At 72.6% G+C, this 25,123-nt stretch carries 30 protein-coding genes; 21 read left to right on the plus strand and 9 right to left on the minus strand.

Annotated elements, in window-relative coordinates; translation table 11 throughout:
• Positions 1-53 precede the first annotated feature (53 nt).
• The gene (locus OVN18_RS08850) at positions 54-1,349 is read left to right on the plus strand and encodes a CDP-glycerol glycerophosphotransferase family protein (protein WP_267780359.1); all 1,296 of its coding nucleotides are present in this window, start codon (positions 54-56) and stop codon (positions 1,347-1,349) included.
• Between the two features lie 24 nt (positions 1,350-1,373).
• Here the strand turns inward: OVN18_RS08850 and OVN18_RS08855 are convergent, their stop codons facing one another.
• From OVN18_RS08855 to OVN18_RS08875, 5 genes are all read right to left on the minus strand, one after another.
• Positions 1,374-2,246 (minus strand): hypothetical protein, encoded by an 873-nt coding sequence (locus OVN18_RS08855; RefSeq protein WP_267736656.1) that lies wholly within the window; start codon positions 2,244-2,246, stop codon positions 1,374-1,376.
• Entirely contained in the window at positions 2,243-3,022 is a 780-nt protein-coding gene (locus tag OVN18_RS08860; RefSeq protein WP_267780360.1) for an ABC transporter ATP-binding protein, read from the minus strand. The genes OVN18_RS08855 and OVN18_RS08860 overlap by 4 nt, the downstream gene beginning before the upstream one ends.
• On the minus strand, positions 3,022-3,819 hold the full coding sequence (locus OVN18_RS08865; RefSeq protein ID WP_267736658.1) for an ABC transporter permease: 798 nt from the start codon (positions 3,817-3,819) through the stop codon (positions 3,022-3,024). Before OVN18_RS08865 ends, OVN18_RS08860 begins: the two co-directional genes overlap by 1 nt.
• Positions 3,820-3,946: 127 nt before the next feature.
• Complete coding sequence (locus tag OVN18_RS08870; protein WP_267780362.1) at positions 3,947-4,639, minus strand: phosphocholine cytidylyltransferase family protein; 693 nt, start codon at positions 4,637-4,639, stop codon at positions 3,947-3,949.
• A 286-nt stretch (positions 4,640-4,925) separates the two neighbouring features.
• A complete protein-coding gene (locus OVN18_RS08875; protein ID WP_267780363.1) occupies positions 4,926-5,438 on the minus strand; it encodes a hypothetical protein in 513 nt (170 codons plus the stop codon).
• On the opposite strand from OVN18_RS08875, the gene OVN18_RS08880 reads away from it, so the two are divergent.
• From OVN18_RS08880 to ftsY, 4 genes are all read left to right on the plus strand, one after another.
• The gene (locus tag OVN18_RS08880) at positions 5,413-6,165 is read left to right on the plus strand and encodes an ABC transporter ATP-binding protein (protein ID WP_267780365.1); all 753 of its coding nucleotides are present in this window, start codon (positions 5,413-5,415) and stop codon (positions 6,163-6,165) included. The genes OVN18_RS08875 and OVN18_RS08880 overlap by 26 nt on opposite strands.
• Positions 6,141-7,703 carry an ABC transporter permease gene (locus OVN18_RS08885; RefSeq protein WP_267780366.1) on the plus strand — a complete coding sequence of 521 codons (1,563 nt, stop codon included), beginning with the start codon at positions 6,141-6,143 and terminating at the stop codon, positions 7,701-7,703. Before OVN18_RS08880 ends, OVN18_RS08885 begins: the two co-directional genes overlap by 25 nt.
• 84 nt (positions 7,704-7,787) lie before the next feature.
• Positions 7,788-8,057, plus strand: a complete 270-nt coding sequence (locus OVN18_RS08890) for a DUF3039 domain-containing protein (RefSeq protein WP_267736665.1) — start codon at positions 7,788-7,790, stop codon at positions 8,055-8,057.
• A gap of 53 nt (positions 8,058-8,110) precedes the next feature.
• On the plus strand, positions 8,111-8,983 hold the full coding sequence (gene ftsY / locus OVN18_RS08895) for a signal recognition particle-docking protein FtsY (protein ID WP_267780368.1): 873 nt from the start codon (positions 8,111-8,113) through the stop codon (positions 8,981-8,983).
• A 12-nt stretch (positions 8,984-8,995) separates the two neighbouring features.
• On the opposite strand, the gene OVN18_RS08900 is transcribed toward ftsY, so the two are convergent.
• Entirely contained in the window at positions 8,996-9,550 is a 555-nt protein-coding gene (locus OVN18_RS08900; RefSeq protein WP_267780369.1) for a gamma carbonic anhydrase family protein, read from the minus strand.
• A 62-nt stretch (positions 9,551-9,612) separates the two neighbouring features.
• Here OVN18_RS08900 and ffh point away from each other — a divergent pair, with 62 nt between their 5' ends.
• The 8 genes from ffh (at position 9,613) to OVN18_RS08940 (ending at position 16,199) form a co-directional block, all read left to right on the plus strand.
• Positions 9,613-11,205 (plus strand): signal recognition particle protein, encoded by a 1,593-nt coding sequence (gene ffh / locus OVN18_RS08905; protein ID WP_267780370.1) that lies wholly within the window; start codon positions 9,613-9,615, stop codon positions 11,203-11,205.
• 84 nt (positions 11,206-11,289) lie between these two features.
• Entirely contained in the window at positions 11,290-12,699 is a 1,410-nt protein-coding gene (locus tag OVN18_RS08910) for an amidase (protein ID WP_267780371.1), read from the plus strand.
• Positions 12,700-12,708: 9 nt separating this feature from the next.
• Complete coding sequence (locus OVN18_RS08915; RefSeq protein ID WP_267780373.1) at positions 12,709-13,500, plus strand: LLM class F420-dependent oxidoreductase; 792 nt, start codon at positions 12,709-12,711, stop codon at positions 13,498-13,500.
• Between the two features lie 176 nt (positions 13,501-13,676).
• Positions 13,677-14,135, plus strand: a complete 459-nt coding sequence (gene rpsP, locus OVN18_RS08920) for a 30S ribosomal protein S16 (RefSeq protein WP_267736671.1) — start codon at positions 13,677-13,679, stop codon at positions 14,133-14,135.
• A 6-nt stretch (positions 14,136-14,141) separates the two neighbouring features.
• Positions 14,142-14,381, plus strand: coding sequence for an RNA-binding protein (locus OVN18_RS08925; RefSeq protein ID WP_168915309.1), 240 nt, complete (start codon positions 14,142-14,144; stop codon positions 14,379-14,381).
• Between the two features lie 104 nt (positions 14,382-14,485).
• Positions 14,486-15,025, plus strand: a complete 540-nt coding sequence (rimM, locus tag OVN18_RS08930; protein ID WP_407666083.1) for a ribosome maturation factor RimM — start codon at positions 14,486-14,488, stop codon at positions 15,023-15,025.
• A gap of 8 nt (positions 15,026-15,033) precedes the next feature.
• The gene (gene trmD / locus OVN18_RS08935) at positions 15,034-15,717 is read left to right on the plus strand and encodes a tRNA (guanosine(37)-N1)-methyltransferase TrmD (RefSeq protein WP_267780376.1); all 684 of its coding nucleotides are present in this window, start codon (positions 15,034-15,036) and stop codon (positions 15,715-15,717) included.
• Entirely contained in the window at positions 15,714-16,199 is a 486-nt protein-coding gene (locus OVN18_RS08940) for a hypothetical protein (protein ID WP_267780377.1), read from the plus strand. The genes trmD and OVN18_RS08940 overlap by 4 nt, the downstream gene beginning before the upstream one ends.
• On the opposite strand, the gene map is transcribed toward OVN18_RS08940, so the two are convergent.
• Together map and OVN18_RS08950 are read right to left on the minus strand one after the other, a co-directional pair.
• A complete protein-coding gene (map, locus tag OVN18_RS08945) occupies positions 16,183-16,950 on the minus strand; it encodes a type I methionyl aminopeptidase (RefSeq protein WP_267736675.1) in 768 nt (255 codons plus the stop codon). The genes OVN18_RS08940 and map overlap by 17 nt on opposite strands.
• The gene (locus tag OVN18_RS08950; RefSeq protein ID WP_267780379.1) at positions 16,947-17,618 is read right to left on the minus strand and encodes a TetR family transcriptional regulator; all 672 of its coding nucleotides are present in this window, start codon (positions 17,616-17,618) and stop codon (positions 16,947-16,949) included. Before OVN18_RS08950 ends, map begins: the two co-directional genes overlap by 4 nt.
• A gap of 212 nt (positions 17,619-17,830) precedes the next feature.
• Here OVN18_RS08950 and rplS point away from each other — a divergent pair, with 212 nt between their 5' ends.
• The 8 genes from rplS to OVN18_RS08990 all read left to right on the plus strand — a co-directional run bounded on the left by rplS (position 17,831) and on the right by OVN18_RS08990 (position 24,438).
• Entirely contained in the window at positions 17,831-18,178 is a 348-nt protein-coding gene (gene rplS / locus OVN18_RS08955) for a 50S ribosomal protein L19 (RefSeq protein ID WP_267739354.1), read from the plus strand.
• Positions 18,179-18,334: 156 nt separating this feature from the next.
• Positions 18,335-19,084: a signal peptidase I gene (gene lepB / locus OVN18_RS08960; RefSeq protein WP_267780381.1), complete on the plus strand. Its 750-nt coding sequence runs from the start codon at positions 18,335-18,337 to the stop codon at positions 19,082-19,084.
• 4 nt (positions 19,085-19,088) lie between these two features.
• Entirely contained in the window at positions 19,089-19,763 is a 675-nt protein-coding gene (locus OVN18_RS08965) for a ribonuclease HII (protein WP_267780382.1), read from the plus strand.
• 10 nt (positions 19,764-19,773) lie between these two features.
• A complete protein-coding gene (locus OVN18_RS08970; protein WP_168915316.1) occupies positions 19,774-20,097 on the plus strand; it encodes a DUF2469 family protein in 324 nt (107 codons plus the stop codon).
• A 107-nt stretch (positions 20,098-20,204) separates the two neighbouring features.
• Positions 20,205-20,555 carry a YraN family protein gene (locus tag OVN18_RS08975; RefSeq protein ID WP_267780384.1) on the plus strand — a complete coding sequence of 117 codons (351 nt, stop codon included), beginning with the start codon at positions 20,205-20,207 and terminating at the stop codon, positions 20,553-20,555.
• On the plus strand, positions 20,555-22,084 hold the full coding sequence (locus tag OVN18_RS08980) for a YifB family Mg chelatase-like AAA ATPase (RefSeq protein WP_267780385.1): 1,530 nt from the start codon (positions 20,555-20,557) through the stop codon (positions 22,082-22,084). Before OVN18_RS08975 ends, OVN18_RS08980 begins: the two co-directional genes overlap by 1 nt.
• Positions 22,084-23,493: a DNA-processing protein DprA gene (dprA, locus tag OVN18_RS08985; RefSeq protein ID WP_267780387.1), complete on the plus strand. Its 1,410-nt coding sequence runs from the start codon at positions 22,084-22,086 to the stop codon at positions 23,491-23,493. The genes OVN18_RS08980 and dprA overlap by 1 nt, the downstream gene beginning before the upstream one ends.
• Positions 23,494-23,511: 18 nt before the next feature.
• Entirely contained in the window at positions 23,512-24,438 is a 927-nt protein-coding gene (locus tag OVN18_RS08990) for a phosphodiesterase (RefSeq protein WP_267782980.1), read from the plus strand.
• On the opposite strand, the gene OVN18_RS08995 is transcribed toward OVN18_RS08990, so the two are convergent.
• Positions 24,435-24,980, minus strand: a complete 546-nt coding sequence (locus OVN18_RS08995; protein WP_267780389.1) for a MarR family winged helix-turn-helix transcriptional regulator — start codon at positions 24,978-24,980, stop codon at positions 24,435-24,437. The genes OVN18_RS08990 and OVN18_RS08995 overlap by 4 nt on opposite strands.
• Between the last annotated feature and the right edge of the window lie 143 nt (positions 24,981-25,123).

Consider the following 25,123-nt stretch of genomic DNA (forward strand, 5'->3'; position numbering starts at 1 on the left):
CGGTTCCGCCCGATCGGCGCCCGGCCCCCTCGCGCCCCCGCGATGATGGAGCCGTGACTCTTCTCGGCCAGGCCCGTACCGCGCGACGACTGCTGCGCAACATCCTGCGCTCGCGACGCAACCGCTCCGCTCTGTCGACGCGGTTGGCGGGCACGCGGCCCCCGGCGCCCGGCAGCATCGAGATCGTCGTCTACTTCGCCGACACCCGCGTGAACCTCTACCAGATCCGCCAGTGGTACGCGCCGCTCGCCGAGCTCGCGAAGCAGCATCCCGTCGCCATCATCAGCCGCAGCCCCGGAACGATGCTCACGCTGCTCGATGAGGCGCCCGTGCCGGCCGTCTACCTGCGCCGCGTGGTCGACCTCGAGCGCTTCGTCGCCGAGCAGCCGCTGCGCATCGTGTTCTACGTCAACCAGAACACCAAGAACTTCCAGATGTTCCGGTACGGCCGCATGTGGCACGTCTTCATCAACCACGGCGAGTCCGACAAGATGTACATGACGACCAACCAGTACAAGGCCTACGACTACGCCTTCATCGCCGGCGAGGCCGCGCGCGAGCGGCTGCAGCGCAAGCTCTGGGGCTACGACCTCGACGCCAAGGCGCTCATGATCGGGCGGCCGCAGGCCGACCACTTCGCCGGGGCGCTGCCGTACGAGCCCGACGACCGCACCGTCGTTCTCTACGCACCCACCTGGGAGGGCGACCGCCCCGCTGCCGCCTACGGCTCGATCGCCAGCCACGGCGAGAGGCTGGTGGATGCCCTGCTCGCGACGGGCCGCCACCGCGTGATCTACCGCCCGCACCCGCGCAGCGGCGTCGTCGATGCCGAGTACGGCGCGGCCAACACGCGCATCATGCAGGCCCTCGAGCGCGCGAACGCCGCCGACCCGCGCGCGCAGCACGTCGTCGACACCGGGCCGGAGCTCGGCTGGCAGCTCGCCGCCGCCGACGCCGCCATCACCGACATCTCGGCCATGGTCTACGACCGGCTCGCGACGGGCAAGCCGCTGCTCATCGCCCGCCCGGCCTCCTCCGACGCCGAGATCGACACGACGGGCTACCTGAGCGCCTGCGAGTGGCTCACCGCCGAGCGGGCGGCCGAGGTCGTGCCGCTCATCGACCACCTGCTGACGAGCGAGCAGGCGCACGCCTCGCTGCGCCTGTGGGTGGAGCGCTACTTCGGCGACACGACGCCCGGCGCCGCCACCGCGCGGTTCCACGCCGCCGTCGAGACGCTCTACGCCGCGTGGGACGCGCAGGCCGCGCAGCACGCGGGCGATCCCATCACGAGCGAGTCGAACCCCTTCGACGAGGACGACGACGAGGACGCTGTCGGCGGGGAGTGAGCGCCGTGCGGCCGGCGCCGGGCGCTAGGGCGCGGTCGGAGGGGCGATGCCGGTGATGAGGTCGTCGGCGGCGGGCGCCGCCTCGATGGCGGCCGGGCGGCGTCGCGGCCAGCCGCGGCGGCGGGGCACCGCGGTCACGCCGACCGTGCCGTCCTCCGCCACCGTCACCTGCACCGCGGGCGCCTGCAGGCTCATCGGCCAGAGCGCGGGCGCCGGCCCGAAGGCCTGACGCGCGCTCGTCACGACCTTGCGGCCGAGGATGTTGTTGCCCGTTCCGCCGACGACCGCGCCGATGCCGAAGGGGATGGCGCGGCCGAGCACCGTCGTGCTCTGCGTCACGGCGAAGCGCCGCAGGAATGCCGTGCGCAGCTTGTCGCTGAGCGACCCCATCATGAGACGCGGCATGCTCTTGGTCACCATCTCGCCCCAGTACTCGGTGCGGGCGATCGGGCCGCCGGAGACCTGCGAGGCGAACTGCCGCACGAGGTCCTGCCCGGCGCCGCCGAGCATGAGCGCCATCACGAGCGTCTGCGCCCGCTCGGGCTCGTCGACGGCGATGCCGTGGATCTCGGTGACCGACTGGGCGAAGAGCGCGCTCGCCTCGAGGAACGCGACGGTCTCCACCCCGCTGAGCCCGAGCGAGGCCGCGATGCCGACGGCCGGGATGACGCTCGCGGCGCCGACGGAGGCCCCGCTCGCGGTGACGGCGGTGAGGTAGTGGCGCTCGAGCATCCTGATCACCTCGTCGGGCGTCGCCTCGGGACGACGGCGGCGGATGCGCCGGATGTGCGCGAGCACGGCCGGGCGCTGCGCCGACATGACCGCCTGCAGCCCGCGCACGAGGCGCGGATCGAGGGCGGGCGCCGTGGAGGAGGCGGGAGGGGTGATCTCGGTCATGCGGAGCTTCCGTGGTCGCGGTCGTAGGCGGCGAGCACGTCGTCGATGGGGCCGTCGAGCACGAGCGCCCCCCTGTCGAGGTAGAGCCCGCGCGTGCAGAACCGTTTGAGGTCGCGCTCGTTGTGCGAGACGAAGAACAGGGTGCGGCCGCCGGCGAGCAGCTCGTCGATGCGTCGGTAGCACTTCTCGCGGAAGCCCTTGTCGCCGACGGCGAGCACCTCGTCGACGAGCAGGATGGGCTCCTCGAGGCGCGAGATGACGGAGAAGGCCAGACGCACCTTCATGCCGCTCGAGAGGTGCTTGTACGGGGTGTCGATGAAGTCGGCCAGCTCGGCGAAGTCGATGATCTCGTCGAACCGCGCGTCGATCTCGGCGCGCGTCATGCCGTGCAGCCCCGCGGTGAGCGTGAGGTTCTCGCGCACCGTCAGGTCGTCGACGAAGCCGCCGGTGATCTCGATGAGCGGCGCGACGCCGCCGTGCACGTCGACGCGACCCTCGTCGGGCAGCATTACGCCCGCGACGAGCTTGAGCAGCGTGGACTTGCCCTGACCGTTGCGGCCGACGACGCCGATCGCCTCGCCCGCGCGCACGGTCACGTCGACCCCGCGCAGGGGCCAGAACTCGTCGGGCCGCGAGCGGCGCGAGGCGCCGGCGAACAGGTCCTTGAAGCTGCGGCGTCCGCGGCGGTTGCGGCGGAACCGGATGCCCGCGCCCGTGACGGTGATGACGGCGGGCGCCTCGGCGGGGGAGGAGCCGGCGCTCGGATGCTGGGCCATCAGATCTCCTTCAGCACGGCGCGCACGGTGCGACGGAACACGAGGATGCCGATGCCGAGGATGACGAGGCTCATTACGGCGCCGATCGCGACCGCGCGCAGGTCCAGCAGCTCGGGGAAGAAGCTCGCCCGGTACAGGGTGATGATGCCCGCGAGCGGGTTGAACGAGCCCCACAGCTCGAGACCGTCCGGCAGATCGGCGAGGCCGTAGATGATCGGCGAGGCGTAGAAGAGGAACCGGAGGATCAGCTTGACCGCGCGCTCGAGATCGCGGAAGAACACCACGAGCGGCGCGACGATGAGCCCGATCCCGACGATGAGGATGCCCTGCAGCAGAACGGCGAGCGGCAGCCAGAGCACGCCCCAGGTGAGCGCCGCGCCGGTGCTGATCGCGAAGACGGCGATGACCGGGATGCTCAGCAGGAACTCGATGCCCTTCGCGAGCACGATGCGCGCGACCCACACCGAGCGCGGCAGCCGCGTCGAGCGCACGAGCTTCGCATCCTTGATGAAGGCGCGGGTCGTGTCGCTCACCGCGCCGTTGAACCACACCCAGGGGAGGAGGCCGGCGAGGAGGAAGACGATGTAGGGCTCGACGCCGACGGTGCGGTCGAAGATCTGCGTGAAGACGAACCAGTAGATGCCCGCCATGACGAGCGGGTCGAGGACCGACCAGAGGTAGCCGAGCGCGGAGGTCGAGTAGCGCACCCGCAGGTCGCGGCTCGCGAGCAGCCAGAGCGTCTGGCGGTACACCTGCGCGGGGGTGCGCGGCGGGCGCGCGGGCGAGGCGTGGGTCACAAGCGACAACCGTACCGCCAGAAGAGCCCCTCGGCCGTGGGCCGGGGGGCTCTTCCGCAGGCGTCGTTCAGAACCGCGCATGCCGAGCGGCGACGGGGTCGCCCGCCCGGGTGTCGTGCGGTGCGGATCAGACGAAGAGGTTCGCGCGCTCGAGGTCCTCGGCGAAGTCGACCTCGACCGCGTAGAGGTCGCTGATGTCGAGGGGCTCGATGCGGAGGCCGTCCTGCTCGATCGCGACCTCGATGCCGCGCTCGAAGTAGTCCTGATCGCCCACGCGCGCGAGCTGACGGATGAGGGCCGCCTTGTCGGCGCTGGAGATGTAGTTGATGCCCACGGCCTCGCCGAGGCCGCCGACGACCTGCTTGGAGAGCTCCTGGATGAAGCCCTCGGCGTCGACCGTGTACTTGACCTCCTCGTCGCTCACCTTGGCGGTGTTGACGCTGACGAAGGAGCGGTCGGCGTGCACGAGGCTCGCGGCGCGCACGAGGGCGGTCGGGTCGAAGACGACGTCGCCGTTCATCCACAGCACGCCGCCGGAGCCGGTCGCCTTGAGGGCGCGCAGCAGGCTCTTCGACGTGTTCGTCTGGTCGTACTGCTCGTTGTAGACGTAGTTCACGTCGGGGAACGCGTCGATGATGTGCTCGAGCTTGTAGCCGACGACGGTCGTGATCGAGGCGTCCTGCCCGAACGCGGCGGCGATGTTATCGTGCTGCTGGCGCATGATGGTGCGGCCGTCGGCGAGCTCGGTGAGCGGCTTCGGGAGCGAGCGGCCGAGGCGGCTGCCCATCCCGGCGGCGAGGATCACGATCTGCGTGGTCATGGCGACCTCCTGTCTGTCGGCGGCAGGTGCGGCGAACGCGCCGCCGTCCGCTCGATAGAGTTCATCGAGCGGTGCCGAACGGTGCGATTCGGGGCGAGTTCATCTCGCCGTTACCTGCGCGCGGTGCATCAGACACGTCGTTGTGCTGCGCCAAGACTACCGCGACCACCCTCGAAAGGGGAGGGTTCGGCGCTTTTTCGCAACCCGATCGTGATCGCGCGTCCCCCTCCGGACGGGTGCCTGAGCAGCCGCCCGGCACGCCCCCGGCACGGGAGCGCCCGCGTTGCTAGCGTGAGAGCGTGGAATCCTCGAGCCCGGCGACGCCCCCTGACGACAGCGCCGACTCGAGCGCGCCCGCGGCGCGTCCGCCCGCCGCCCGCTCGCCGCGATCGCGCGCCGCATCCGGGGCGTCGACGGGCGGGAAGCCCGCGAGCGGGGGAGCGGCTCCTGCCGCGAAGAAGCCAGCGGCCGCCAAGCCCGCGAGCGCGGCCGCGAAGAAGGCAGGAGCCTCCGCCGCGAAGCCTGCGAGCCCGGCCGCGAAGCGAGCGGCGACCTCGACGCGCACGCCCTCGAGCGCGTCCGCCGAGAAGCCCGCGAGCGGCACGGCACCGACGCCGGCGGCCGGGGCGAAGCCCGCGGCGCGCAGCGCGGCGTCGCGGTCCACCGCGCGCACGCCCGCAGCCCGGTCATCGGCGGCGAAGAAGCCCGCCGCGGCCCGGTCCGCGGCGACCCGCGCGCCGGCGCCGGCGCCCGCCCCGCCGCCCGCTCCCGTCGTGCTGGAGGTGCGCGGGCTCCGCAAGTCGTTCGGGCGCACCGTGGCGGTCGACGGCATCGATCTCGACGTGCGCCGCGGGTCGATCTTCGGATTCCTCGGGCCCAACGGCGCGGGCAAGACCACCACCCTCAGCATGATCACCGGGCTCCTCCGGCCGCAGGCCGGCACCGTTCTCGTGACCGGACACGACGTCTGGCGCCAGCCCGGCCCGGCCAAGCGGGCCCTCGGCTCGCTGCCCGACCGCATGCGCCTGTTCGACCGACTCACGGGTGCGCAGATGCTCTACTACGCGGGAGTGCTCCACGGGCTCGACCGCGCTTCCGCCCGCTCGCGCACCCGTGATCTCGCCGCCGCCCTCGGCCTCGAGGAGGCGCTCGGGCGCCCGGTGCGGGACTACTCGGTCGGCATGATCAAGAAGGTCTCCCTCGCCGCGGCGCTCATCCACTCGCCGCGGGTGCTCGTGCTCGACGAGCCCTTCGAGTCGGTGGATCCGGTCTCGGCCGCGCAGGCGATCGACCTGCTGAGGTCCTACGCCCGCGCGGGCGGCACGGTCGTCCTCTCGAGCCACAACATGGATCTCGTCGAGCGCGTCTGCGACAGCGTCGCCGTGATCGTCTCCGGACGCCTCCTCGCGAGCGGCACCGTCGACGAGGTGCGCGACGGCCGCAGCCTCGAGGAGCGCTTCGTCGAGCTCGCGGGCGGCCGGGCCGCGGTGGAGGGGCTCGAGTGGCTGACCACGTTCTCGGACTGAAGCTCGCGCTGCTCGGATCGGCGTTCCGGCCCGGCATCGCGCTCGCGCGCACCCTGATGGTGCTGCTCGTGGTCGGCGGCCTCGTGGCGGGCATCCTGCGCACCCTGCCGCTCGTCGAGCTCGACGACGAGGGGCATCGGGCGGCGCTCGTCCTCGTGCCGAGCATCCTGGCCTTCGCCCTCATGCTCGCCCCCCTCACCTCGGGCCTGGGCTCGGCGATGGAGCCGCGCCGCTTCGCGGCGTACCCGATCGCCCCGGTTCGCCTCGCCCGCAGCCTCGCGGTCTCCTCGATCATCGGCCCGGTGGGTCTCGTGGTGCTCGTCCTCGCGGTCGCGGTCGAGACGGCGTGGTCCCGCGGCGACGGGTCCGACGGGGCGGTGGGCACCGCACCGCTGGCCGCGGCCCTCGCCGTGATCGCCGTCCTGCTCGGCGGGCTCTACCTCGTCGCCGTGGCCGCGCTCATCTCCGTGAGCCCCCTGACCGAGCGCGTCATCACGGTGGGCGCCCGCGTCATCGTCGCGATCGCGATCGCGGCCGCGGTCACGACCGTCGGCGTGGCCGAGCGGGGTGAGGACGACGCCTGGCTCACCGCGACCGCGACGACCGTCGGCGCCACGCCGCTCGGCATGCTGTGGGCCGCGCCCGGCGTGAGCGGCGCCGAGGCGGGGTGGCGGATCGCAGCGGGGCTCGTCATCGTGATCCTGCTGGCGGTCGGGTGGGTGCTCGTCGTGCGCCGCATGCTCGAGACGCCGCAGCGGCACCGCGAATCGGCGCGGCGCACCGGCCTCGGGCTGTTCGAGCTGGCGCCCGCGACCGCGGGCGGGGTGATCGCCGTGCGCAGCATCCTGTACTGGATGCAGGACCCGCGCTACCGGGCGGCGCTCGTGGCGCTGCCGATCGCGCCCGTGCTCATGGTGATCGTGCTGCTCGTCGCGGGGGTGCCGGCCGAGCCGCTCTGGCTGCTGCCGCTGCCCGTCGTCGCCCTGTTCCTCGGCTGGTTCAGCCACAACGACGTCGCCTACGACCACACCGCCGTGTGGATCCACGTCGCCGCCGACACGCGAGGAGCGGCCGACCGCTGGGGGCGGGCCGTCCCGCCGCTGCTCATCGGGGTGCCGCTCGTCCTCATCCTCGCGCCGCTGCTGGCGATAGCCTCGGGGGTCGCCGGCGTCGAGCCCGCCCTGCTCGGCGTGAGCCTCGGGCTGCTGCTCAGCGGCATCGGCGTCTCGAGCGTCTCCTCGGCGCTCGGGGCCTACCCGGCGGCCCGACCCGGCGCGGGAGCCTTCGACCAGCCGCCGCAGACCGGCGCCACGGCCGGATGGGCGCAGGCGCTGTCGTTCTTCGCCACCGCCGCGGTCATGAGCCCGGCGATCGTGCTCGCGGTGCGCGGGGCGCTCGGCGAGCCCGAACTGCTCGAGACCGCGGGTCTCGCGGGCGGGCTCACGGGGGTCGGGATGCTGCTGCTGGGCATCCTCATCGGCGGGGCGGTCTTCCGCCGCCGCGGCCCCGAGCTGCTCGCGCTCGCGCAGCGCGTCTGAGGCCGCCCCGGGCGCGCCGCCCCGCGCCGTCCCTCCCCGCCCGCGCCCCGGCGCATCGCATCCCCGCGCCGTACACTGGAGGGCATGGCGACGATGGACGAGCCCGGCACGGCCGGCGGCGTGGACGTGATGGACCGCGAGCTCGAGAAGCTGCTCAACGAGGAGCAGCTCGAGGACGGCGACCACGAGCGGTTCTCCCACTACGTGCCGAAGGACAAGATCCTCGAGTCGGCGCTCACCGGCAAGCCCGTGCGCGCGCTGTGCGGCAAGAAGTGGACGCCGGGTCGCGACCCCGAGAAGTTCCCGGTCTGCCCGACCTGCAAGGCCGTCTACGAGAAGATGCGCGACTCCTGAGCCCGCACCCGGGCGCGCGGCTCATGCCCGCCCGCCCGCACTAGCCTGGAGCCATGGCTGAGCGCTCCTGGACCTTCGGCGGCGCCCTCAAGGGGCTCTTCACGAAGCCGACGATCGACGAGACGACCTGGGACGACCTCGAGGTCGCCCTCATCGGCGCCGACTTCGGCCCCGATCTCGCCGAGCCGATCCTCGAGGAGATGCGCGCCGGCGTCGAGCGCTTCCAGATCACCGATCCGAAGGATCTGAAGCGGATGCTCCGCGAGAGCATCGAGGAGCGGCTCGCGAAGTACAACCCCACCCTGACGCTGAGCGAGCGGCCCGCCGTCGTGCTCGTCGTGGGCGTCAACGGCGTCGGCAAGACCACCACGATCGGCAAGTTCGCGAAGTTCCTGCGCGGCTACGACCGGAGCGTCGTCGTCGGCGCCGCCGACACCTTCCGCGCGGCGGCGGTCGAGCAGCTCGCCACCTGGGCCGACCGCGCGGGAGCATCCATCATCCGGCCGCAGGCGCCGGGTCAGGATCCTGCGAGCGTCGCCTACCAGACGGTCGACCACGCGATGCGCGAGGGCATCGACATCGCCATCATCGACACCGCCGGGCGGCTGCAGACCAAGTCGGGACTCATGGACGAGCTCGGCAAGGTGCGCCGCGTCGTCGAGAAGCTCAGCCCCATCGCCGAGGTGCTGCTCGTGCTCGACGGCACGACCGGCCAGAACGGGCTCGCCCAGGCCGAGGCCTTCATCGAGCACGCGGGCGTCACGGGGCTCGTGATCACGAAGCTCGACGGCTCCGCGAAGGGCGGCTTCGTGCTCGCCGTGCAGGAGCGCACGGGCATCCCGATCAAGCTCATCGGTCAGGGCGAGGGCATCGGCGATCTGACGGGCTTCACGCCGCACGTGTTCGCGGCCTCGCTCGTGCCGTAGCGCTCCCGGGCGCTACTCCTCCTGGTCCTCGGAGTCGGCGTCGGCGGCGATGCCGCCTCCGTCGATCTCCGCGTGCGCGGCCGAGAGCACGAGGTAGGTCGCCGCATTCCGACGGATGCCCTCCCGCTCCTCCTCGCTGAGCTCGCGCCGCACCTTCGCGGGCACGCCCGCGACGAGCGATCCCGGCGGCACGATCGTGCCCTCGAGCACGACGGCGCCCGCCGCGACCAGGGAGCCGGCGCCGATGCGCGCGCCGTTCAGCACCGTCGCGCTCATGCCGATGAGGCAGTCGTCCTCGATCGTGCAGCCGTGCAGCACCGCGCGATGGCCGACGCTGACCCCGCGGCCGACGACGGTCGGGTGCCCGGGATCGCCGTGGACCACGACGCCGTCCTGCAGATTCGATCCCTCGCCGATCTCGATGCGGTCGCGGTCGGCGCGCAGCACCGCGCCGTAGAACACGGACACCCGGGCGTGCAGCCGCACATCGCCGATGAGCACCGCTCCGGGGGCCGCCCAGGCCTGCTGGTGGACGGCGGGGGTCTGGCCGAAGATGCTGCGGCGCACGGGTCCTCCTCGATCGGCGGGGCCCCAGTCAAGCAGACGGCCACCCGTAGAATGATCGGATCATGGCGACTTTCGGCTCCCTCTCCGACCGGCTGACACAGACGTTCAGCGCCCTCCGCACGAAGGGCAAGCTCAGCCCCGCCGACGTCGACAAGACGGTGCGCGAGATCCGGCGGGCGCTGCTCGACGCCGACGTCGCGCTCACGGTCGTGAAGGACTTCACGGCGACCGTGCGCGAGCGCGCCCTCGGCGACGAGGTGAGCCGTGCGCTCAATCCCGCCCAGCAGGTCGTGCAGATCGTCAACGAGGAGCTCGTGACCATCCTCGGCGGGCAGCAGCGGCGCCTCGAGTTCGCGAAGAACCCGCCGACCGTCATCATGCTCGCGGGCCTCCAGGGCGCCGGCAAGACGACCCTCGCGGGCAAGCTCGCCAAGTGGCTGAAGGCCCAGGGCCACACGCCCCTCCTCGTCGCGGCCGACCTCCAGCGCCCCAACGCCGTCACGCAGCTGCAGGTCGTCGGCGAGCAGGCCGGCGCGGCCGTCTTCGCCCCCGAGCCGGGCAACGGCGTCGGCGACCCCGTGCGGGTGGCGAAGGACGCGATCGTGCACGCCCGCTCCCGACAGCACGACGTCGTCATCGTCGACACGGCCGGCCGCCTCGGCGTCGACGCCGAGCTCATGAAGCAGGCGGCGGGCATCCGCACGGCGGTCGACCCCGACGAGGTGCTCTTCGTCATCGACGCGATGATCGGCCAGGACGCCGTCTCGACCGCGCTCGCCTTCCAGGAGGGCGTCGACTTCACCGGCGTCGTTCTCTCGAAGCTCGACGGCGACGCCCGCGGCGGTGCGGCGCTCAGCGTCGCGAGCGTCACCGGCCGCCCTATCATGTTCGCCTCCACGGGCGAGGGCCTCGACGACTTCGAGCCCTTCCACCCCGACCGCATGGCGAGCCGCATCCTCGACCTCGGCGACATCCTCAGCCTCATCGAGCAGGCCCAGAAGGCCTTCGATGAAGAGGAATCGCGCGCTGTCGCCGAGAAGTTCGCGACCGACAGCTTCACCCTCGAGGACTTCCTCGCGCAGATGCAGCAGCTCAAGAAGATGGGCTCGATCAAGGGCATGCTCGGGATGCTCCCGGGAGCCCGCGGCATGCGCGAGCAGCTCGACAACTTCGACGAGAGCGAGCTCACCCGAACCGAGGCGATCATCCAGTCGATGACGCTCGCCGAGCGCCGCATGCCGAAGCTGCTCAACGGCTCGCGCCGACTGCGCATCGCCCGCGGCTCGGGCACGACGGTCACCGAGGTCAACGCCCTCGTCAACCGCTTCGAGCAGGCCGCGAAGATGATGAAGACCGTCGCGAAGGGCGGCATGCCGAACATCCCCGGCATGCAGCAGATGGGCGGAGGCGGCGGTGCCGCGAGCGCCCGCAAGGCCGCGGCGAAGAAGAAGGGCAAGGGCGCCTCGAAGTCGGGGAACCCGGCCAAGCGGGCCGCCGAGGCGGCTGCGCGGGCGCAGGGCGGCGGCTCGACCTCGGGTGCGCTCGGCGGGGGAGCGGGCTTCGGACTCGGCGGTGCCGGCGGCGCCGGCGCGGCCGGGGGCGCCGAGCCGAGCGCGGAGGAGCTCGCCGCGCTGCAGAAGTTCCTCGGCCGATAGGGCTGAGGGCGTCGACGCGTCCGACCGGCTGGAGCCGAATCGATCGGCACCGGGTCGGTCGTCGGTGCGTCGTAGGGTGAGGCCATGAGCCTCCCCGCCGATGTCGGCGCCGTGGCCCCGGCCGCCGGCGCGACCGCGGTCGCGACTGCCGCGGCCGTGCGCGCCGGGTCGACCACCGCCGTCGCGCAGACCCGCGCCGCCCTGGCCCGCATCGCGGCGCTCGATCCGGGTCTGGGCGCCTTCCAGGTGGTGCGCGCGGATCGTGCGCTCGTCGAGGCCGCCGCGGTGGATGCCCGCGTCGCCGCGGGCGAGGCCCTGCCGCTCGCGGGGGTCCCGCTCGCGATCAAGGACAACATCCCCGTCGCCGGCGAGCCGATGCGCGAGGGGAGCGCCGCGACGAGCGATGCGCCGCAGACCGCAGACCACGAGGTCGTCTCCCGCCTGCGCGCGGCGGGCGCCGTCGTGGTGGGCATCACCCGCGTGCCCGAGCTGTGCGTGTTCGGCACCACCGACTCGGTGCACGGGACGACCCGCAACCCGTGGAATCCCGGCCGCACCCCCGGCGGATCCTCCGGCGGCTCGGCCGCTGCGGTCGCGAGCGGCATGATCCCGGTCGCGCATGCGGCGGACGGCATGGGTTCCATCCGCATCCCGGCGGCGAACTGCGGCCTGGTGGGGCTCAAACCCGGGCGCGGCCTCGTACCCGCCGACATGGGAGCCGACAGCTGGTCGGGGATGAGCGAGAACGGCCCCGTGGCCACGACCGTGGCGGATGCCGCACTCGTGCTCTCGGTGATGGCCGGCCGCCCCGAGCTCGCCGACGTCGGTCCGCCCGCGCGGAGGCTGCGCATCGGGCTCGCGACGGGCATCCCGACCCCGCTCGCCCGGCTCGACCCCCGCTGGAGGGCGGCCGCCGAGGGGTCGGCTGCTGCGCTGCGCTCGGCCGGGCACGAGGTGGTCGAGCTCGCCGTGCCGTACCCCCCGGATCCGCTGCCGGTGATCGCCCGGTGGTTCGCCGGGGCCGCCGCGGACGCCACCCACGACGGGCTCGACCTCGCTGCGCTCGAGCCGCGGGTCCGGGCGCACGTGCGCGCCGGGCGTCTCCTCGCGCGGACGGGCGGCCTGCGGTCCGCGCCGGTCGACCGGCTGCGCGCCCGCGTCGATGCGGCGACCCGGGGCGTCGACGTGCTGCTCACGCCCGCCCTCACGCAGTGCGGGCCGGTGGCCGAGGGCTGGCATCGGCGCAGCTGGACCGCGAACCTGCGCAGCAATATCGGCTACGCCCCCTACGCCGCGCTCTGGAACCTGCTCTCGTGGCCCGCGGCGGTGGTGCCGGCGGGATGGAACGAGGAGGGTGGAGTGCCGCTCGCCGTGCAGCTCGTCGCGCATCCGGCGGAGGACGGCGCGGGGGAGGCGCTGCTGCTCCCGGTCGCCTCGCAGCTCGAATCCGCGGCCCCGTGGATGCGCACGGCTCCGACGGCCGTCGGCTCGTAGGGTGAGGGTATGAGCACTCGACCCATCCGCATCGGGGTGCAGCTGCAGCCCCAGCACGCGCCCTACGAACTGATCCGCGACCGCGTCACCGAGCTCGAGGAGCTCGGCGCCGACATCGTCTTCAACTGGGACCACTTCTTCCCGCTGTACGGCGAGCCCGACGGCCTGCACTTCGAGTCGTGGACGATGCTCGCGGCGATCGCCGAGCAGACCAGCCGCATCGAGCTCGGCGCGCTCGTCAACTGCAACTCGTACCGCAACCCCAACCTGCAGGCCGATATGGCCCGCACGATCGACCGCATCAGCGCGAAGGGCACCGGCACCGGCCGGTTCATCTTCGGCACGGGCTCCGGCTGGTTCGAGCGCGACTACGAGGAGTACGGCTACGAGTTCGGCACCGTCGGCTCGCGACTGAACGACCTCGCGCGCGATCTGCCGATCATCCGCGAGCGCTGGACGACGCTCAACCCGGCGCCCACGCGCCACATCCCGATCCTCATCGGCGGGGGCGGCGAGAAGAAGACGCTGCGCATGGTCGCCGAGCACGCGCACATCTGGCACAGCTTCAGCGATGCGGCGACGCTCGAGCGCAAGCTCGGGATCCTCGGCGAGCACTGCGCCGCGGTCGGCCGCGACCAGGGCGAGATCGAGATCTCGGTCGAGCTGGGCAAGCAGAGCGTCGCCGAGGTGGAGGAGCTCCGGGCCCTGGGCGCGAGCCTGTTCACGCTCGGCATGACCGGCCCCGAGTACGACCTCGCGCCCGTGCGCGAGTGGCTGGCGTGGCGCGACGCGGCGCGCTGAGCATCCCGGATCCTCGCGGTATCGGGGCGGCTCGCGGATCTGCAAGAATGGGGGGTCGAGTGCTCGCGCGCCCGACCCTCTAATCAGGCGGCGCGAGCGTCCATCACGAGCTTTCGCGCCGAGTGTGCCCCACGCAACCGGCGCCGACTCACCCCGTTCACACATTCTGGAGAATCGTGGCTGTCAAGATCCGTCTCAAGCGCATGGGCAAGATCCGTGCGCCCTACTACCGCATCGTCGTCGCCGACTCGCGCACCAAGCGCGATGGTCGTGTCATCGAGGAGATCGGCAAGTACCACCCGACCGAGGAGCCCTCGGTCATCGAGGTCGACTCCGAGCGCGCGCAGTACTGGCTCGGCGTCGGCGCGCAGCCGACCGAGCAGGTCGCGGCGCTGCTGAAGCTCACCGGCGACTGGGGTCGCTTCAAGGGCGACAAGGACGCCGTGAGCACCGTGCGCGTGGCTGAGCCGAAGGAGGCCTTCCAGGCCGACGCGGCCAAGAAGCCCGTGCTGAAGCCCAAGGCCGAGAAGAAGGTCGAGGAGGCCCCGGCCGCCGAGGCCCCCGCCGCCGAGGAGCCCGCTGAGGCCCCCGCCGACGACACCGCGGCCGACGCCGCCGAGGCCGACAAGGCCTAATGCACCGTGCTCGCTGACACGCTGGAACATCTCGTCAAGGGAATCGTCGATCACCCGGACGATGTCGTCGTGGTCGCGCAGAACTCCGGTCGCGGCGAGGTCCTCGAGGTGCGCGTGCACCCCGAGGACCTCGGCCGCGTCATCGGCCGCGGCGGTCGCACCGCCAAGGCCTTGCGCACCGTGATCTCGTCGCTCGCCGACGGTCGCCGCGTGCGCGTCGACGTCGTCGACACCGACGCCGACTAGTCGTGGGCGACGTCAAGATCCCGCGTCCCGACGCCTCGACCGATCAGCTGCGCATCGGCCGCCTCACCAAGGCGCACGGCCTCAAGGGCGCGCTCAAGGTCGAGATGTACACCGACGACCCCGACAAGCGCTTCGCCGCCGGGGCCGTCTTCACCCTGCAGGTGCCCACGACCTCGCCGTGGCACGGCAAGACGCTGACGCTCGTCGAGCTGCGCTGGTACAACGGCCAGCCCGTGGCCTTCTTCGAGGGCGTCACCGACCGCGAGGGCGCCGAGAGCCTCGTCAAGGCCATCCTCTGGATCGATCGCGATCCGGCCGAGGAGCCGGAGGACGACGCCTGGTACGACTTCCAGCTCGTCGGCCTGCGGGCGATGCGCGACGGCGAGCAGATCGGCGTCGTCACCCGCATCGATCACTTCCCCGCGCAGGATCTGCTGACCATCCGCGTCGGGGACCGCGACGTGCTCGTGCCCTTCGTGGCGGCCATCGTGCCGACCGTCGACGTGGCCGCCGGCACGATCGTGCTGACCCCGCCCGCGGGGCTCCTCGAGGAGCTGCCCGAGGACGCCGTGGAGACCGCAGTCGACGCCGAGGGCGCGGGCCTCACGACTCGGGCCGACGAGCCCGAGCGCGACGAGCCCTAGGCCGCGCGATGCGCATCGACATCGTCACGATCTTCCCCGAGTTCTTCGGGGTGCTCGATGTCTCCCTGCTCGGCAAGGCCCGTCAGAGCGGCCTCATCGAGACGCAGGTGCACGACCTGCGCGACTCCACCCACGACCGTCATCGCACGGTCGACGACACGCCGTACGGCGGGGGCGCCGGCATGGTGATGCGACCGGAGCCCTGGGGCGAGGCGCTCGACGGCATCGTGACGGAGCGCTCGACGCTCATCGTGCCGAGCCCCGCCGGGCATCCCTTCACCCAGGCCACCGCCCGCGAGCTCGCCGCCCGCGACCACCTCGTCTTCGCCTGCGGTCGCTACGAGGGCATCGACCAGAGGGTCGTCGAGCACTATTCTGAGCGCATCGAGGTTCGAGAGGTCAGCCTCGGGGACTACGTGCTCAACGGGGGAGAGGTGGCGGCGATGGCGATCATCGAAGCGGTCGGCCGTCTCGTGCCGGGCATGGTCGGCAACCCGGCGAGCCTCGAGGAGGAGAGCCACGAGGCCGGACTGCTCGAGCACCCCAGCTACACCAAGCCCGCCGTCTGGCGGGATCACGCGGTGCCACCCGTTCTGCTGAGCGGCAACCACGGCGCGATCGCCGCATGGCGCCATGAGCAGCAGGTGGCGCGCACCCGGGCGACCCGACCCGATCTGATCGGCGAGCAGTGACCCCGGCGGAGCGGGCCTGGAGCTGGATGCAGCCGCTCATCGCCGTGCTCTGCCTCGCCGTCGCCGTCGCCTCGTGGAGCCTCCAGGCCGCCGGGGACTACGAGCTCCTGCCCTCGGTGCAGGCGGTCATCACGACCTCCTTCGTCTACCCGGGTCTCGCGCTGTCCCTCGCGGTCAACCACGTGATCGTGGGCTTCCGGCGCCCTCCGGCGCTCTCGGCGGCGGAGAAGGCGCTCGTCGTCGCGCAAGCCGTCATCGCGATCGTGCTCGGACTCACCTCGCTCGACTCGGCGGCGCTCATCGTCGGGTTCCTGCTCTGGCCGCTGCTCATCGTCGGCGCCGTCTGGGCGTGCGCGCTCATGACGGGCGGCACCATCCGCATCCGTCGCGAGAGCCGGATGCCGGTCGATCCGCGATCGGGCGACCGGCTCGGCGACGGACCGCCGACCGCGCAGATACCGGTGGTCAGTCCCGCGCGGTGAGCACGAGCGGCCCGTCCGGCGTGAGCGCGACGGTGTGCTCGGCGTGCGCGGCTCGGGATCCGGTGCGGCTGCGCAGCGTCCACCCGTCCTTGTCGGTGTAGATCTCGTCGGTGTCGTGGATGAACCACGGCTCGATCGCGATGACGAGACCCGCCTTGAGCTTGAGCCCGCGCCCCGCGCGACCGTCGTTCGGCAGGTGCAGATCGCCGTGCATGGTGCGGCCGACGCTGTGGCCGCCGAAGTCGAGGTTCACGGAGAGGCCCGCCGCCTCCGCCACATCGCCGATGGCCGCCGAGATGTCGCCCAGGCGGCCGCCGACCTGCGCCGCCGCGATGCCGGCAGCCAGGGCCTGCTCGGTCGTCGCGATGAGCCGGGCATCCTCGGCTCGGGGGGTGCCCACGATGATCGTCTTCGCCGAATCGCTCACCCAGCCGTCGACGGAGGCCGCGAAGTCGAGCGAGAGCACGTCGCCGTCCTGCAGGACGTAGTCGTGGGGCAGCCCGTGCAGCGCGGCGTCGTTCACCGAGGTGCAGATGACCTTGCCGAAGGGCGAGGCGCCGAACGAGGGGTGGTAGTCGATGTAGCAGCTCTCCGCGCCGCGCGCCCGGATCATCTCGTGCGCGAGCGCATCGAGCTCGAGCAGGTTGACGCCCACCGCGGCGGCCTCGGTGGTCGCGGTGATGACGCTCGCGACGAAGCGGCCGGCGGCGCGCATCTCGTCGATCTCGGAAGGGGTGCGCAGTTCGATCATGTCGTCCTCGGGAGGGGGATGTGGGTCGTCAGGTAGTCGGTGCAGACGCGACGGGTCATCTCGATGAACCGCTCGTCGCCGTCCTTGTCCTGCTGGAAGGCTCGCGACAGCAGCGCGCTGCCGATCTCGATCGCGACCTCCACGTGGAAGAGGATCTCGTCGTCGGGCTCGAAGTCGTAGGTCGCGCCGATGCGGGCGGTGAAGTCGCGGGCGAGGATGGAGTTGTTGCTGACCTCCTCGCTCATGAACCGCTGGTCGATCACGTCGCCGAAACGCAGCGCGCGGAACCCCGGCTCGGTGCGGTTCATCTCGACGAAGATGTCGAGCGTGCGGTCGAACGACGACCAGGGCTCGGGCGGCGAGGTGTCGATGTTCTCCTGCACCCGGGCGACGTAGCGCTCCATGTTGCGCACGGCGAGCGCGCGCAGCAGGGTCTGGATGTTCGGGAAGTAGCGATACACGACGCCGACCGAGCTCGCGGAGCGCTCGGCGACCGCGCTCGTCGTGACGCCGTCGATGCCGTCCTCGTCGATGAGGGATGCCGCCGCATCGAGCAGGAGGGAGATGCGCTCGGCGCTGCGCTGCTGGACGGGGGCGGTGCGCATGACCACCTTGTCGGTGGCGAGGGTGCGCTCGGCGACGTCCTTCGTCGAATCGTCCCCGCTCATCCCCGCTCCTCCTGCTCATCCGCCGCGCACGGCGTCATCCAACCCCTCATCGTTCCATGGATTGGCCGCGGAGGACGCTCTGTGGCATGATTTCACCTTGTGCCTCGGCACGGCTCTGCCACAGGGGAGCCGGCGATCCTCGAGGCCCTCCCTTTTCGAACATCCCCTTCATACCGCAGTCGACCTGTGGCGGTTGCAGAGAGCGAATGACCATGCACATCCTCGACCACGTCGACGCCGCCTCGCTGCGCGACGACATCCCCGAGTTCCGCGCCGGCGACACCGTCAAGGTGCACGTCAACATCGTCGAGGGCACCCGCTCGCGCGTCCAGGTGTTCCAGGGCGTCGTCATCGGCCGCTCGAACGAGGGCGTCCGCGAGTCGTTCACCGTCCGCAAGGTCAGCTTCCAGGTCGGCGTCGAGCGCACCTTCCCCGTGCACTCGCCGATCATCGACCACATCGAGGTCGTCACCCGCGGAGACGTGCGCCGCGCGAAGCTCTACTACCTGCGCGGTCTGCGCGGCAAGAAGGCCAAGATCAAGGAGAAGCGCGAGAACTGATCCCTCGCGCATCACCCACGAGGACCCCGTCGCATCGCGGCGGGGTCCTCGTGCGTTCGGGGCGCGCGGACGGCCCGCGGGATGATCCGGCCCCTGGACGGCGGCGGGATCGACCCGGCCCCGCCGCCTAGACTGGAGACGAACACCAGGGGAGTCATGACTGAAGACGCTGCGCTGCCGGCCGCGGGAGCATCCGATACCTCGACGGGCGCATCGAGCCGACGTCGCAGCGCACTGCTCTTCCTGCGCGACGTCGCTCTCATCATCATCGCGGCGCTGCTGATCTCGTTCATCATCAAGACGTTCCTGATCCGCTCGTTCTACATCCCGTCGCCGTCGATGAGCGACACGCTCGTCGAGAACGACCGCATCATCGTCAACCAGCTCGTGCCCGAGCTCGTGCCGCTCGAGCGCGGGGACGTCGTCGTCTTCACCGACCCGGGCAGCTGGCTCACGCCGCAGCCCGAGGCTCCGCAGCCCCCCCTCGTCGCGGCGGCCGAGTGGCTCGGCTCGATCGTCGGGCTCTCCGCCCCCGACAGCGACGAGCACCTCGTCAAGCGCCTCATCGGGCTCCCGGGCGACCGCGTCGTGTGCTGCAACGACCTCGGGCAGATGAGCGTCAACGGGGTGCCGCTCGAGGAGCCGTACATCCGAGGTGCCGGCAGCGGCAGTCCGGCGAGCGAGAGGGACTTCCAGATCGACGTGCCCGAGGGCACCCTCTGGGTGATGGGCGACAACCGCAACAACTCATCCGACTCGCGGTTCAACGGCACGGTGCCCATCAGCGACGTCGTCGGGCGGGCCTTCGTGATCAGCTGGCCGCTCGACCGCTGGACCTGGCTCGACAACTACCCCCTCGTCTTCGACGGGGTCGACGAGGCGCGCGCCTCGGTCGACGACCGCTGAGCCCGTGGCCCCGACCGACCCGACCCTCGAGGTCGAGGCCGCGCTGTTCGCGGGCGGCGCCCCCCTCGTCATCGGCGTCGACGAGGTCGGCCGCGGGGCGATCGCCGGCATCGCGGCGGTCGGCGTGTGCGCGATCCTGCCCCAGACGGATGCCGTGCCCGAGGGCCTGCGCGACTCCAAGCTCCTGAGCGCCACCCGCCGGCGCGCCGTCGAGCCCCTCGTCGCCCGCTGGGCCATGGCCACCGCGGTCGGCGAGGCGGAGCCCGCCGAGGTCGACGCGCTGGGCATCGTCGCGGCGCTCGGCCTCGCGGGGCGCCGCGCCCTCATCAGCCTGTTCGAGCAGGGCGTCGACGTCGCCGCCGCGACGGTGCTGCTCGACGGCAGCCACGATTGGCTGACGCCGGCGCTCGGAGCTCCGCCGCGCATCCTCACCCGGGTCAAGGCCGATCGCGACTGCGCCTCGGTGGCGGGCGCCTCGATCATGGCCAAGCAGCACCGCGACGCCCTCATGGTGATCGATCACGAGCGCTGGCCCGTCTACGGCTGGGACGGCAACAAGGGCTACGGGAGCCCCGCGCACCTGGCCGCCGTCGCCGAGCACGGCGCCTCGCCGCGGCACCGCCTCACCTGGCTGCGCTCGGCGGAGCCGGCGGCGGGCATGCTCCCCTTCTCGGTCTAGACTGCACGCGATGGACGACGACGAATTCGAGGACTACGACCGCGAGGTCGAGCTCGCCCTGTACCGGGAGTACCGCGACGTGGTCGCGCAGTTCCAGTACGTGATCGAGACCGAGCGCCGCTTCTACCTCGCGAACGAGGTGCAGCAGGTGGTGCGCGAGGTCGCGGGCGACTTCTTCTTCGAGCTGACGCTCACCGACGTCTGGGTGTGGGACGTCTACCGCAGCGACCGCTTCGTCAAGAGCGTCAAGGTGCTGACCTTCAAGGACGTCAACGTCGAGGAGCTCGGCAAGAAGGAGCTCAAGCTGCCCAAGGAGCTCGCGCTCGACGAGTAGCGCGCGGCTCCTCCCCAGCCGCCTCCTCCGCGGCTGATCGCCCCCGTACCCCGGTCCGACCCTCCGCGGGCGGGATGCTCCGCCATCCTCCTTCGCAGGAGGTGCTCATGGCACGCAAAGACGTTCTGGGTCGCAGCGGCGAGCAGCTCGCCGCCGACCACCTGCTCGGGCTCGGCTACACGATCCTCGACCGCAACTGGCGCTGCCCGATCGGCGAGATCGACCTCGTCGCCCGGTGCGGATCGACGACCGTGGTCGTCGAGGTCAAGACGCGGTCGGGGCGCGGGTACGGGCATCCGCTCGATGCGATCACCCCCATGAAGCTCGCCCGGCTGCGTCGCCTGGCCGGCGCGTGGGTCGCCGAGAACGGGCCCGTCGAGCGAGTGCGCATCGATGCGATCGCGGTCGTCGCCGACCGAGACGGCGTCGCCGTCGAGCACGTGCGGCAGGTCTGCTGATGGCCGTCGCCCGCACCCTCGCCGTCGCCCTCAACGGCGTCGACGGCGCCCTCGTCGAGGTCGAGGCCGACCTCGCCAACGGGCTGCCCGCGTTCACCATCATCGGCCTGCCCGACACGGCGCTCGGCGAGGCGAAGGATCGCGTCCGGGCAGCGGCGGCCAACTCCGACTGCGAGCTGCCCGCCCGCAAGGTCACCGTCAACCTCTCGCCGGCCTCGCTGCCGAAGCACGGCTCGGCCTTCGACCTCGCGATCGCCGTCGCCGCCCTCGCCACGAGCGCGCCGCCGCTCGCGCCCGAGTCGATCGAGCGCACGGTGCACGTGGGCGAGCTGTCGCTCGACGGCCGGCTGCGTCCCGTCGCGGGGGTGCTGCCCGCGGTGCTCGCCGCCCGCCGTGCGGGCGCACGCGCCGTCGTCGTGCCGCGCGGCAACGAGCGCGAGGCGCTGCTCGTGCCGGGCATCCGCGTGATCGGAGCCGTCTCGCTGCGCGACGTGCTCATCCATCACGGGGCCGAGCTCGATCCGGTGCCGATGGAGGCGATCGCGGCGCCCGAGCCTTCCGCGCCGCCCCCGACGGGCGGCGACCTGGCCGAGGTCGTCGGGCACCCCGAAGCGGTCGAGGCCCTGCAGGTGGCGGCGGCCGGCGGGCACCACCTCATGCTGCTCGGCCCGCCCGGTGCGGGCAAGACCCTGCTCGCCTCGCGGCTTCCCGGGCTGCTGCCCGACCTCGAGCCCGACGCCGCCGTCGAGGTCTCGTCGGTGCGCTCGCTCGCCGGGCTGCCGCTCGGCGACGCCCTCATCACCCGGCCGCCGCTCGAGGCGCCGCACCACAGCGCGACGATGGCCTCGCTCATCGGCGGCGGAAGCGGACTGCTGCGGCCCGGCGCGATCTCGCGCGCCGCGCACGGGGTGCTGTTCCTCGACGAGGCGCCCGAGTTCTCGGCCTCGGTGCTGGATGCCCTGCGGCAGCCCCTCGAGACCGGCGAGATCACCATCCATCGCGCCCGCACGGTCGCCCGATTCCCCGCCCGCTTCCAGCTCGTGCTCGCCGCGAACCCCTGCCCCTGCGGGCAGGCGCTCAGCCCGGACGGGGAGTGCACCTGCCCGCCGCAGGCCCGCCGCCGGTATCTCGCCCGCCTCTCCGGACCGCTCCTCGACCGCGTCGACCTGCACCTCACCGTGCGCCGCGTCGGTGCCGCCCAGATGACGGGCGGGCAGCAGGGCGGCACGACCACCGCGGGTGCACGGGAACGCGTGCGGGCGGCCCGCGAGCGCACCCGAGCCCGCTGGGGCGATTGCGGCTGGGCGCTCAACGCGCACGTCCCCGGCACGGTGCTGCGCAGCGATGCCTGGCGCCCCTCGGTCGCCGACCGCGCGCCGCTCGACCGCGCTCTGGAGCGGGGCGCCCTGACGATGCGCGGCTACGACCGCGTTCTGCGCATCGCCTGGTCCCTCGTCGACCTCGACGGCGACGAGAGGCCTCGCGCGAGCCACATCGGCCGCGCGCTCCACCTGCGGAAAGGATTCTGATGACCATCTCCGAGATCGACGTGCCGATGGCGCTGGAAGGCCTCGACGCCGTCCCCCGACGCTCCTGGGGCATCCCGGATGCCCGGCTCGAGGAATCCCTCGCCGCCGTCGGTCGCGCGCCCGTCGACGCGGCCGCGCGCGACGAGGCCTTCGCGCGAGCGGTCTGGAGCGTGCTCGTCGAGCCCGGTGACGCGACCGCCGGAGCCCTCATCCGGCATCGCGGCGCGGCCGAGGCCCTGCGCATGCTGCTCGACCGCGCTCCCGCCTCCGCGCTCGTCGCCGCCGCCGAGGGGGAGATCACCGGGCGCGCCGCCTCGGAGGCGCTCGCGCGCTGGATGCCGCGGCTGCGCGCCGGCGACGTGCTGCGCGCCCTCGACGGGGCGGCGCGCTGCGCGGCGCAGCTGCTGATGCCCGGGGACGCGCTCTGGCCGGAGGCTCTCGACGACCTCGGCGACTCCGCCCCGATCGTGCTCTGGGTGCGCGGCGACCCGACCGCGCTGCGCCGACCGGGCATCGCGGTCGTCGGCGCGCGCGCCGCGACCGGGTACGGCGAGCACGTCGCCATGGAGCTCTCGGCCGGACTCGTGGGGCGCGGGGCGGCGGTGGTCTCCGGGGGCGCCTACGGCATCGACGGGATGGCACACCGGGCGGCCCTCGCGAGCGGGGGCACCACGGTGGCCGTGCTGGCCGGCGGCATCGACCGCTTCTACCCCGCCGGCCATGAGGCCCTGCTGCAGCGCATCGTGCAGTCGGGTGCCGTCGTCGCGGAGGCGCCGTGCGGCTCGGCGCCCACGAAGTGGCGCTTCCTCCAGCGGAATCGGATCATCGCCGCGCTGGCCCGGGCGACGATCGTCGTCGAGGCCGGGCGACGATCGGGGGCGCTCAACACCGCTCACCACGCGATGGATCTCGGCCGGGAGGTCGGCGCGGTGCCGGGCCCGGTGACGAGCGCCGCGAGCGCGGGCTGCCATCGACTGCTGCGCGAGCATCCCGCCGTCTGCGTGACCGGGGCGGCGGACGCCATGGCGCTCGCCTTCGGAGCGGACGGGGTTCTGCCGGAGGATCACGAGGCGTCCGCTCCGCCCCGCCCGATGCCGGGCGATGACGGCGGCTCCGAGCCGCCGCGCGAGGACCCGGTCGTGACCCGGGTCGCGGATGCGCTGCGACCGCAGCGACGGCAGACCGTCGACGAGCTCGCCCGTGCGGTGGGGGAGAGCGCGGCGAACGTGCGCGGGGCGCTCGGCATCCTCGAGCTCGAGGGCCGGGCGACGGGGGACGACCTCGACCGCTGGCGTCGACCGAGAGCGCCGCGGCAGACCCGGCGCCGGTCCGCGGACGAGTCCGCTGCCGCGACGGGGCCCGCGCGGCATGAGGAGGCGGACCCGTCGGGCGTCACCGGCGCGGAGTAGCATGCGGGGGTGATCCAGATGGGGCAGTACCCGCCCGCCCAGCACGTCGTCGTGCACCTCTCCGACACGCACCTGCTCGGGGAGGGGCGGCCGCTGTACGGGGTCGTGCCCGTCGAGCAGCGGCTCGCGCAGGCCCTGGAGCGCATCGAGCGCTCGGGCGTGCGGCCGCACGCGGTCGTGTTCACGGGCGACCTCGCCGACCTGGGCGAGCCCGACGCGTACCGTCGGCTCCGGGCCGCGGTCGAACCCGTCGTCGAGCGGCTCGGGGCGCAGCTGATCTGGGTGATGGGCAACCACGACGAGCGCGGGCCGTACAGCTCGCTGCTGTTCGACGAGCCCGCGAGCGAGCATCCTCAGGATCGCGTCTACGACGTCGCCGGGCTGCGGGTCATCTCTCTGGATTCGACCGTGCCGGGGTACCACCACGGCGAGATCGCCCCCGAGCAGCTCGACTGGCTGCGCGGCGTGCTCGCCGAGCCCGCCCCGCACGGCACGCTTCTCGCCCTGCACCACCCGCCCGTGCCGACGCCCCTCGAGATCATGGCGGTGCTCGAGCTTCAGGATCAGCCGGCGCTCGCCGCCGTGCTCTCCGGCACCGACGTGCGCGCGATCCTCGCCGGGCACCTGCACTACTCGACGCACTCCACCTTCGCCGGCATCCCGGTGCACGTCGCCGCCGCCACCTGCTACACGCTCGACCTCGGTGCCGACGCCGGCCGGCTGCTCTCGGGCGTCGACGGCGGGCAGTCCTTCGATCTTGTGCACCTCTACGAAGAGGTCGTCGTCAGCTCGACCGTGCCGCTCGGGGCGTTCCCCGAGGCGACCGGGTTCTCGATCGACTACCGACCGATGATCGAGGGGATGCCCGCGGCCGAGCGGCTCGAGAAGCTCTCGAGCAAGAACTCGCCGTTCACCATCAGCGAGGCGACGGCGAGCAACGCCTAGGCCCCCACCGGCCCGGCGGTCGGATCCTGCGCGAGCGAGCCGTCCGACGCCGTGCTCCCCGGTGCACCCGCCACGGCCTCGTCCTCCGGGTCGACCGTGTGCTGCCGGTACTCGTCGACGACGCGCGCGAGATAGCGGGTGATGACCTGCTGCTCGACCTCGTCGAACTCGTCGAGCGTCTCGTCGATGCTCATGATCATCGGCATGATGCGGCCCATCGCCTTCACGCTCGAGACGGGGGAGGGCACCACGCGCACCCCGCGGCGATCCTGCGGGTTCGGCTCGCGGGTCGCGTGACCGAGCGCGACGAGACGATCGATCGAGGTGGTCGTCGCGGCAGTGGATCGTCCGAGGCGGCGGGCGAGCTCCGTCGGGCTGAGCGGGCCGCTCATGATCAGGTGCTGCATCGCGTCGAGATCGGTCGGGTTCACCGACAGGGAGGCGCCGAGGGACTTCTCGAAGGCGTCGGTGACGTCGAGCAGATCGCGCAGCAGCATCGTCGCGGGGCGGACCGGCGCGGTGCCGGCGGGGGGACCAGCCACAGGGCCGGCGGGGGGACCGGCGGCGCCGGCGGCCGGACCTGCACCGGGGCCCGCGGGGCTCGCGGCGGCCGAGGGACGAGGCGATTGCATGCCCTCGACTTTAGCGCTAATGTCTCTCGATAGTCGAGTAGTTCGACAGTCGA

The sequence above is a fragment of the Microcella daejeonensis genome (assembly GCF_026625045.1).
Lineage (GTDB): Bacteria > Actinomycetota > Actinomycetes > Actinomycetales > Microbacteriaceae > Microcella > Microcella daejeonensis.

Excerpts from the sequence above, each read along its gene's own strand:
- OVN18_RS08855 (WP_267736656.1), bottom strand. The coding sequence starts at position 2,246 with ATGACCGAGATCACCCCTCCCGCCTCCTCCACGGCGCCCGCCCTCGAT.
- OVN18_RS08860 (WP_267780360.1), bottom strand. The coding sequence starts at position 3,022 with ATGGCCCAGCATCCGAGCGCCGGCTCCTCCCCCGCCGAGGCGCCCGCC.
- OVN18_RS08870 (WP_267780362.1), bottom strand. The coding sequence starts at position 4,639 with ATGACCACGCAGATCGTGATCCTCGCCGCCGGGATGGGCAGCCGCCTC.
- OVN18_RS08890 (WP_267736665.1), top strand. The coding sequence starts at position 7,788 with ATGGCGACGATGGACGAGCCCGGCACGGCCGGCGGCGTGGACGTGATG.
- ftsY (WP_267780368.1), top strand. The coding sequence starts at position 8,111 with ATGGCTGAGCGCTCCTGGACCTTCGGCGGCGCCCTCAAGGGGCTCTTC.
- ffh (WP_267780370.1), top strand. The coding sequence starts at position 9,613 with ATGGCGACTTTCGGCTCCCTCTCCGACCGGCTGACACAGACGTTCAGC.
- OVN18_RS08910 (WP_267780371.1), top strand. The coding sequence starts at position 11,290 with ATGAGCCTCCCCGCCGATGTCGGCGCCGTGGCCCCGGCCGCCGGCGCG.
- OVN18_RS08915 (WP_267780373.1), top strand. The coding sequence starts at position 12,709 with ATGAGCACTCGACCCATCCGCATCGGGGTGCAGCTGCAGCCCCAGCAC.
- rimM (WP_407666083.1), top strand. The coding sequence starts at position 14,486 with ATGTACACCGACGACCCCGACAAGCGCTTCGCCGCCGGGGCCGTCTTC.
- trmD (WP_267780376.1), top strand. The coding sequence starts at position 15,034 with ATGCGCATCGACATCGTCACGATCTTCCCCGAGTTCTTCGGGGTGCTC.
- map (WP_267736675.1), bottom strand. The coding sequence starts at position 16,950 with ATGATCGAACTGCGCACCCCTTCCGAGATCGACGAGATGCGCGCCGCC.
- OVN18_RS08950 (WP_267780379.1), bottom strand. The coding sequence starts at position 17,618 with ATGAGCGGGGACGATTCGACGAAGGACGTCGCCGAGCGCACCCTCGCC.
- rplS (WP_267739354.1), top strand. The coding sequence starts at position 17,831 with ATGCACATCCTCGACCACGTCGACGCCGCCTCGCTGCGCGACGACATC.
- lepB (WP_267780381.1), top strand. The coding sequence starts at position 18,335 with ATGACTGAAGACGCTGCGCTGCCGGCCGCGGGAGCATCCGATACCTCG.
- OVN18_RS08970 (WP_168915316.1), top strand. The coding sequence starts at position 19,774 with ATGGACGACGACGAATTCGAGGACTACGACCGCGAGGTCGAGCTCGCC.
- OVN18_RS08975 (WP_267780384.1), top strand. The coding sequence starts at position 20,205 with ATGGCACGCAAAGACGTTCTGGGTCGCAGCGGCGAGCAGCTCGCCGCC.
- OVN18_RS08980 (WP_267780385.1), top strand. The coding sequence starts at position 20,555 with ATGGCCGTCGCCCGCACCCTCGCCGTCGCCCTCAACGGCGTCGACGGC.
- dprA (WP_267780387.1), top strand. The coding sequence starts at position 22,084 with ATGACCATCTCCGAGATCGACGTGCCGATGGCGCTGGAAGGCCTCGAC.
- OVN18_RS08990 (WP_267782980.1), top strand. The coding sequence starts at position 23,512 with ATGGGGCAGTACCCGCCCGCCCAGCACGTCGTCGTGCACCTCTCCGAC.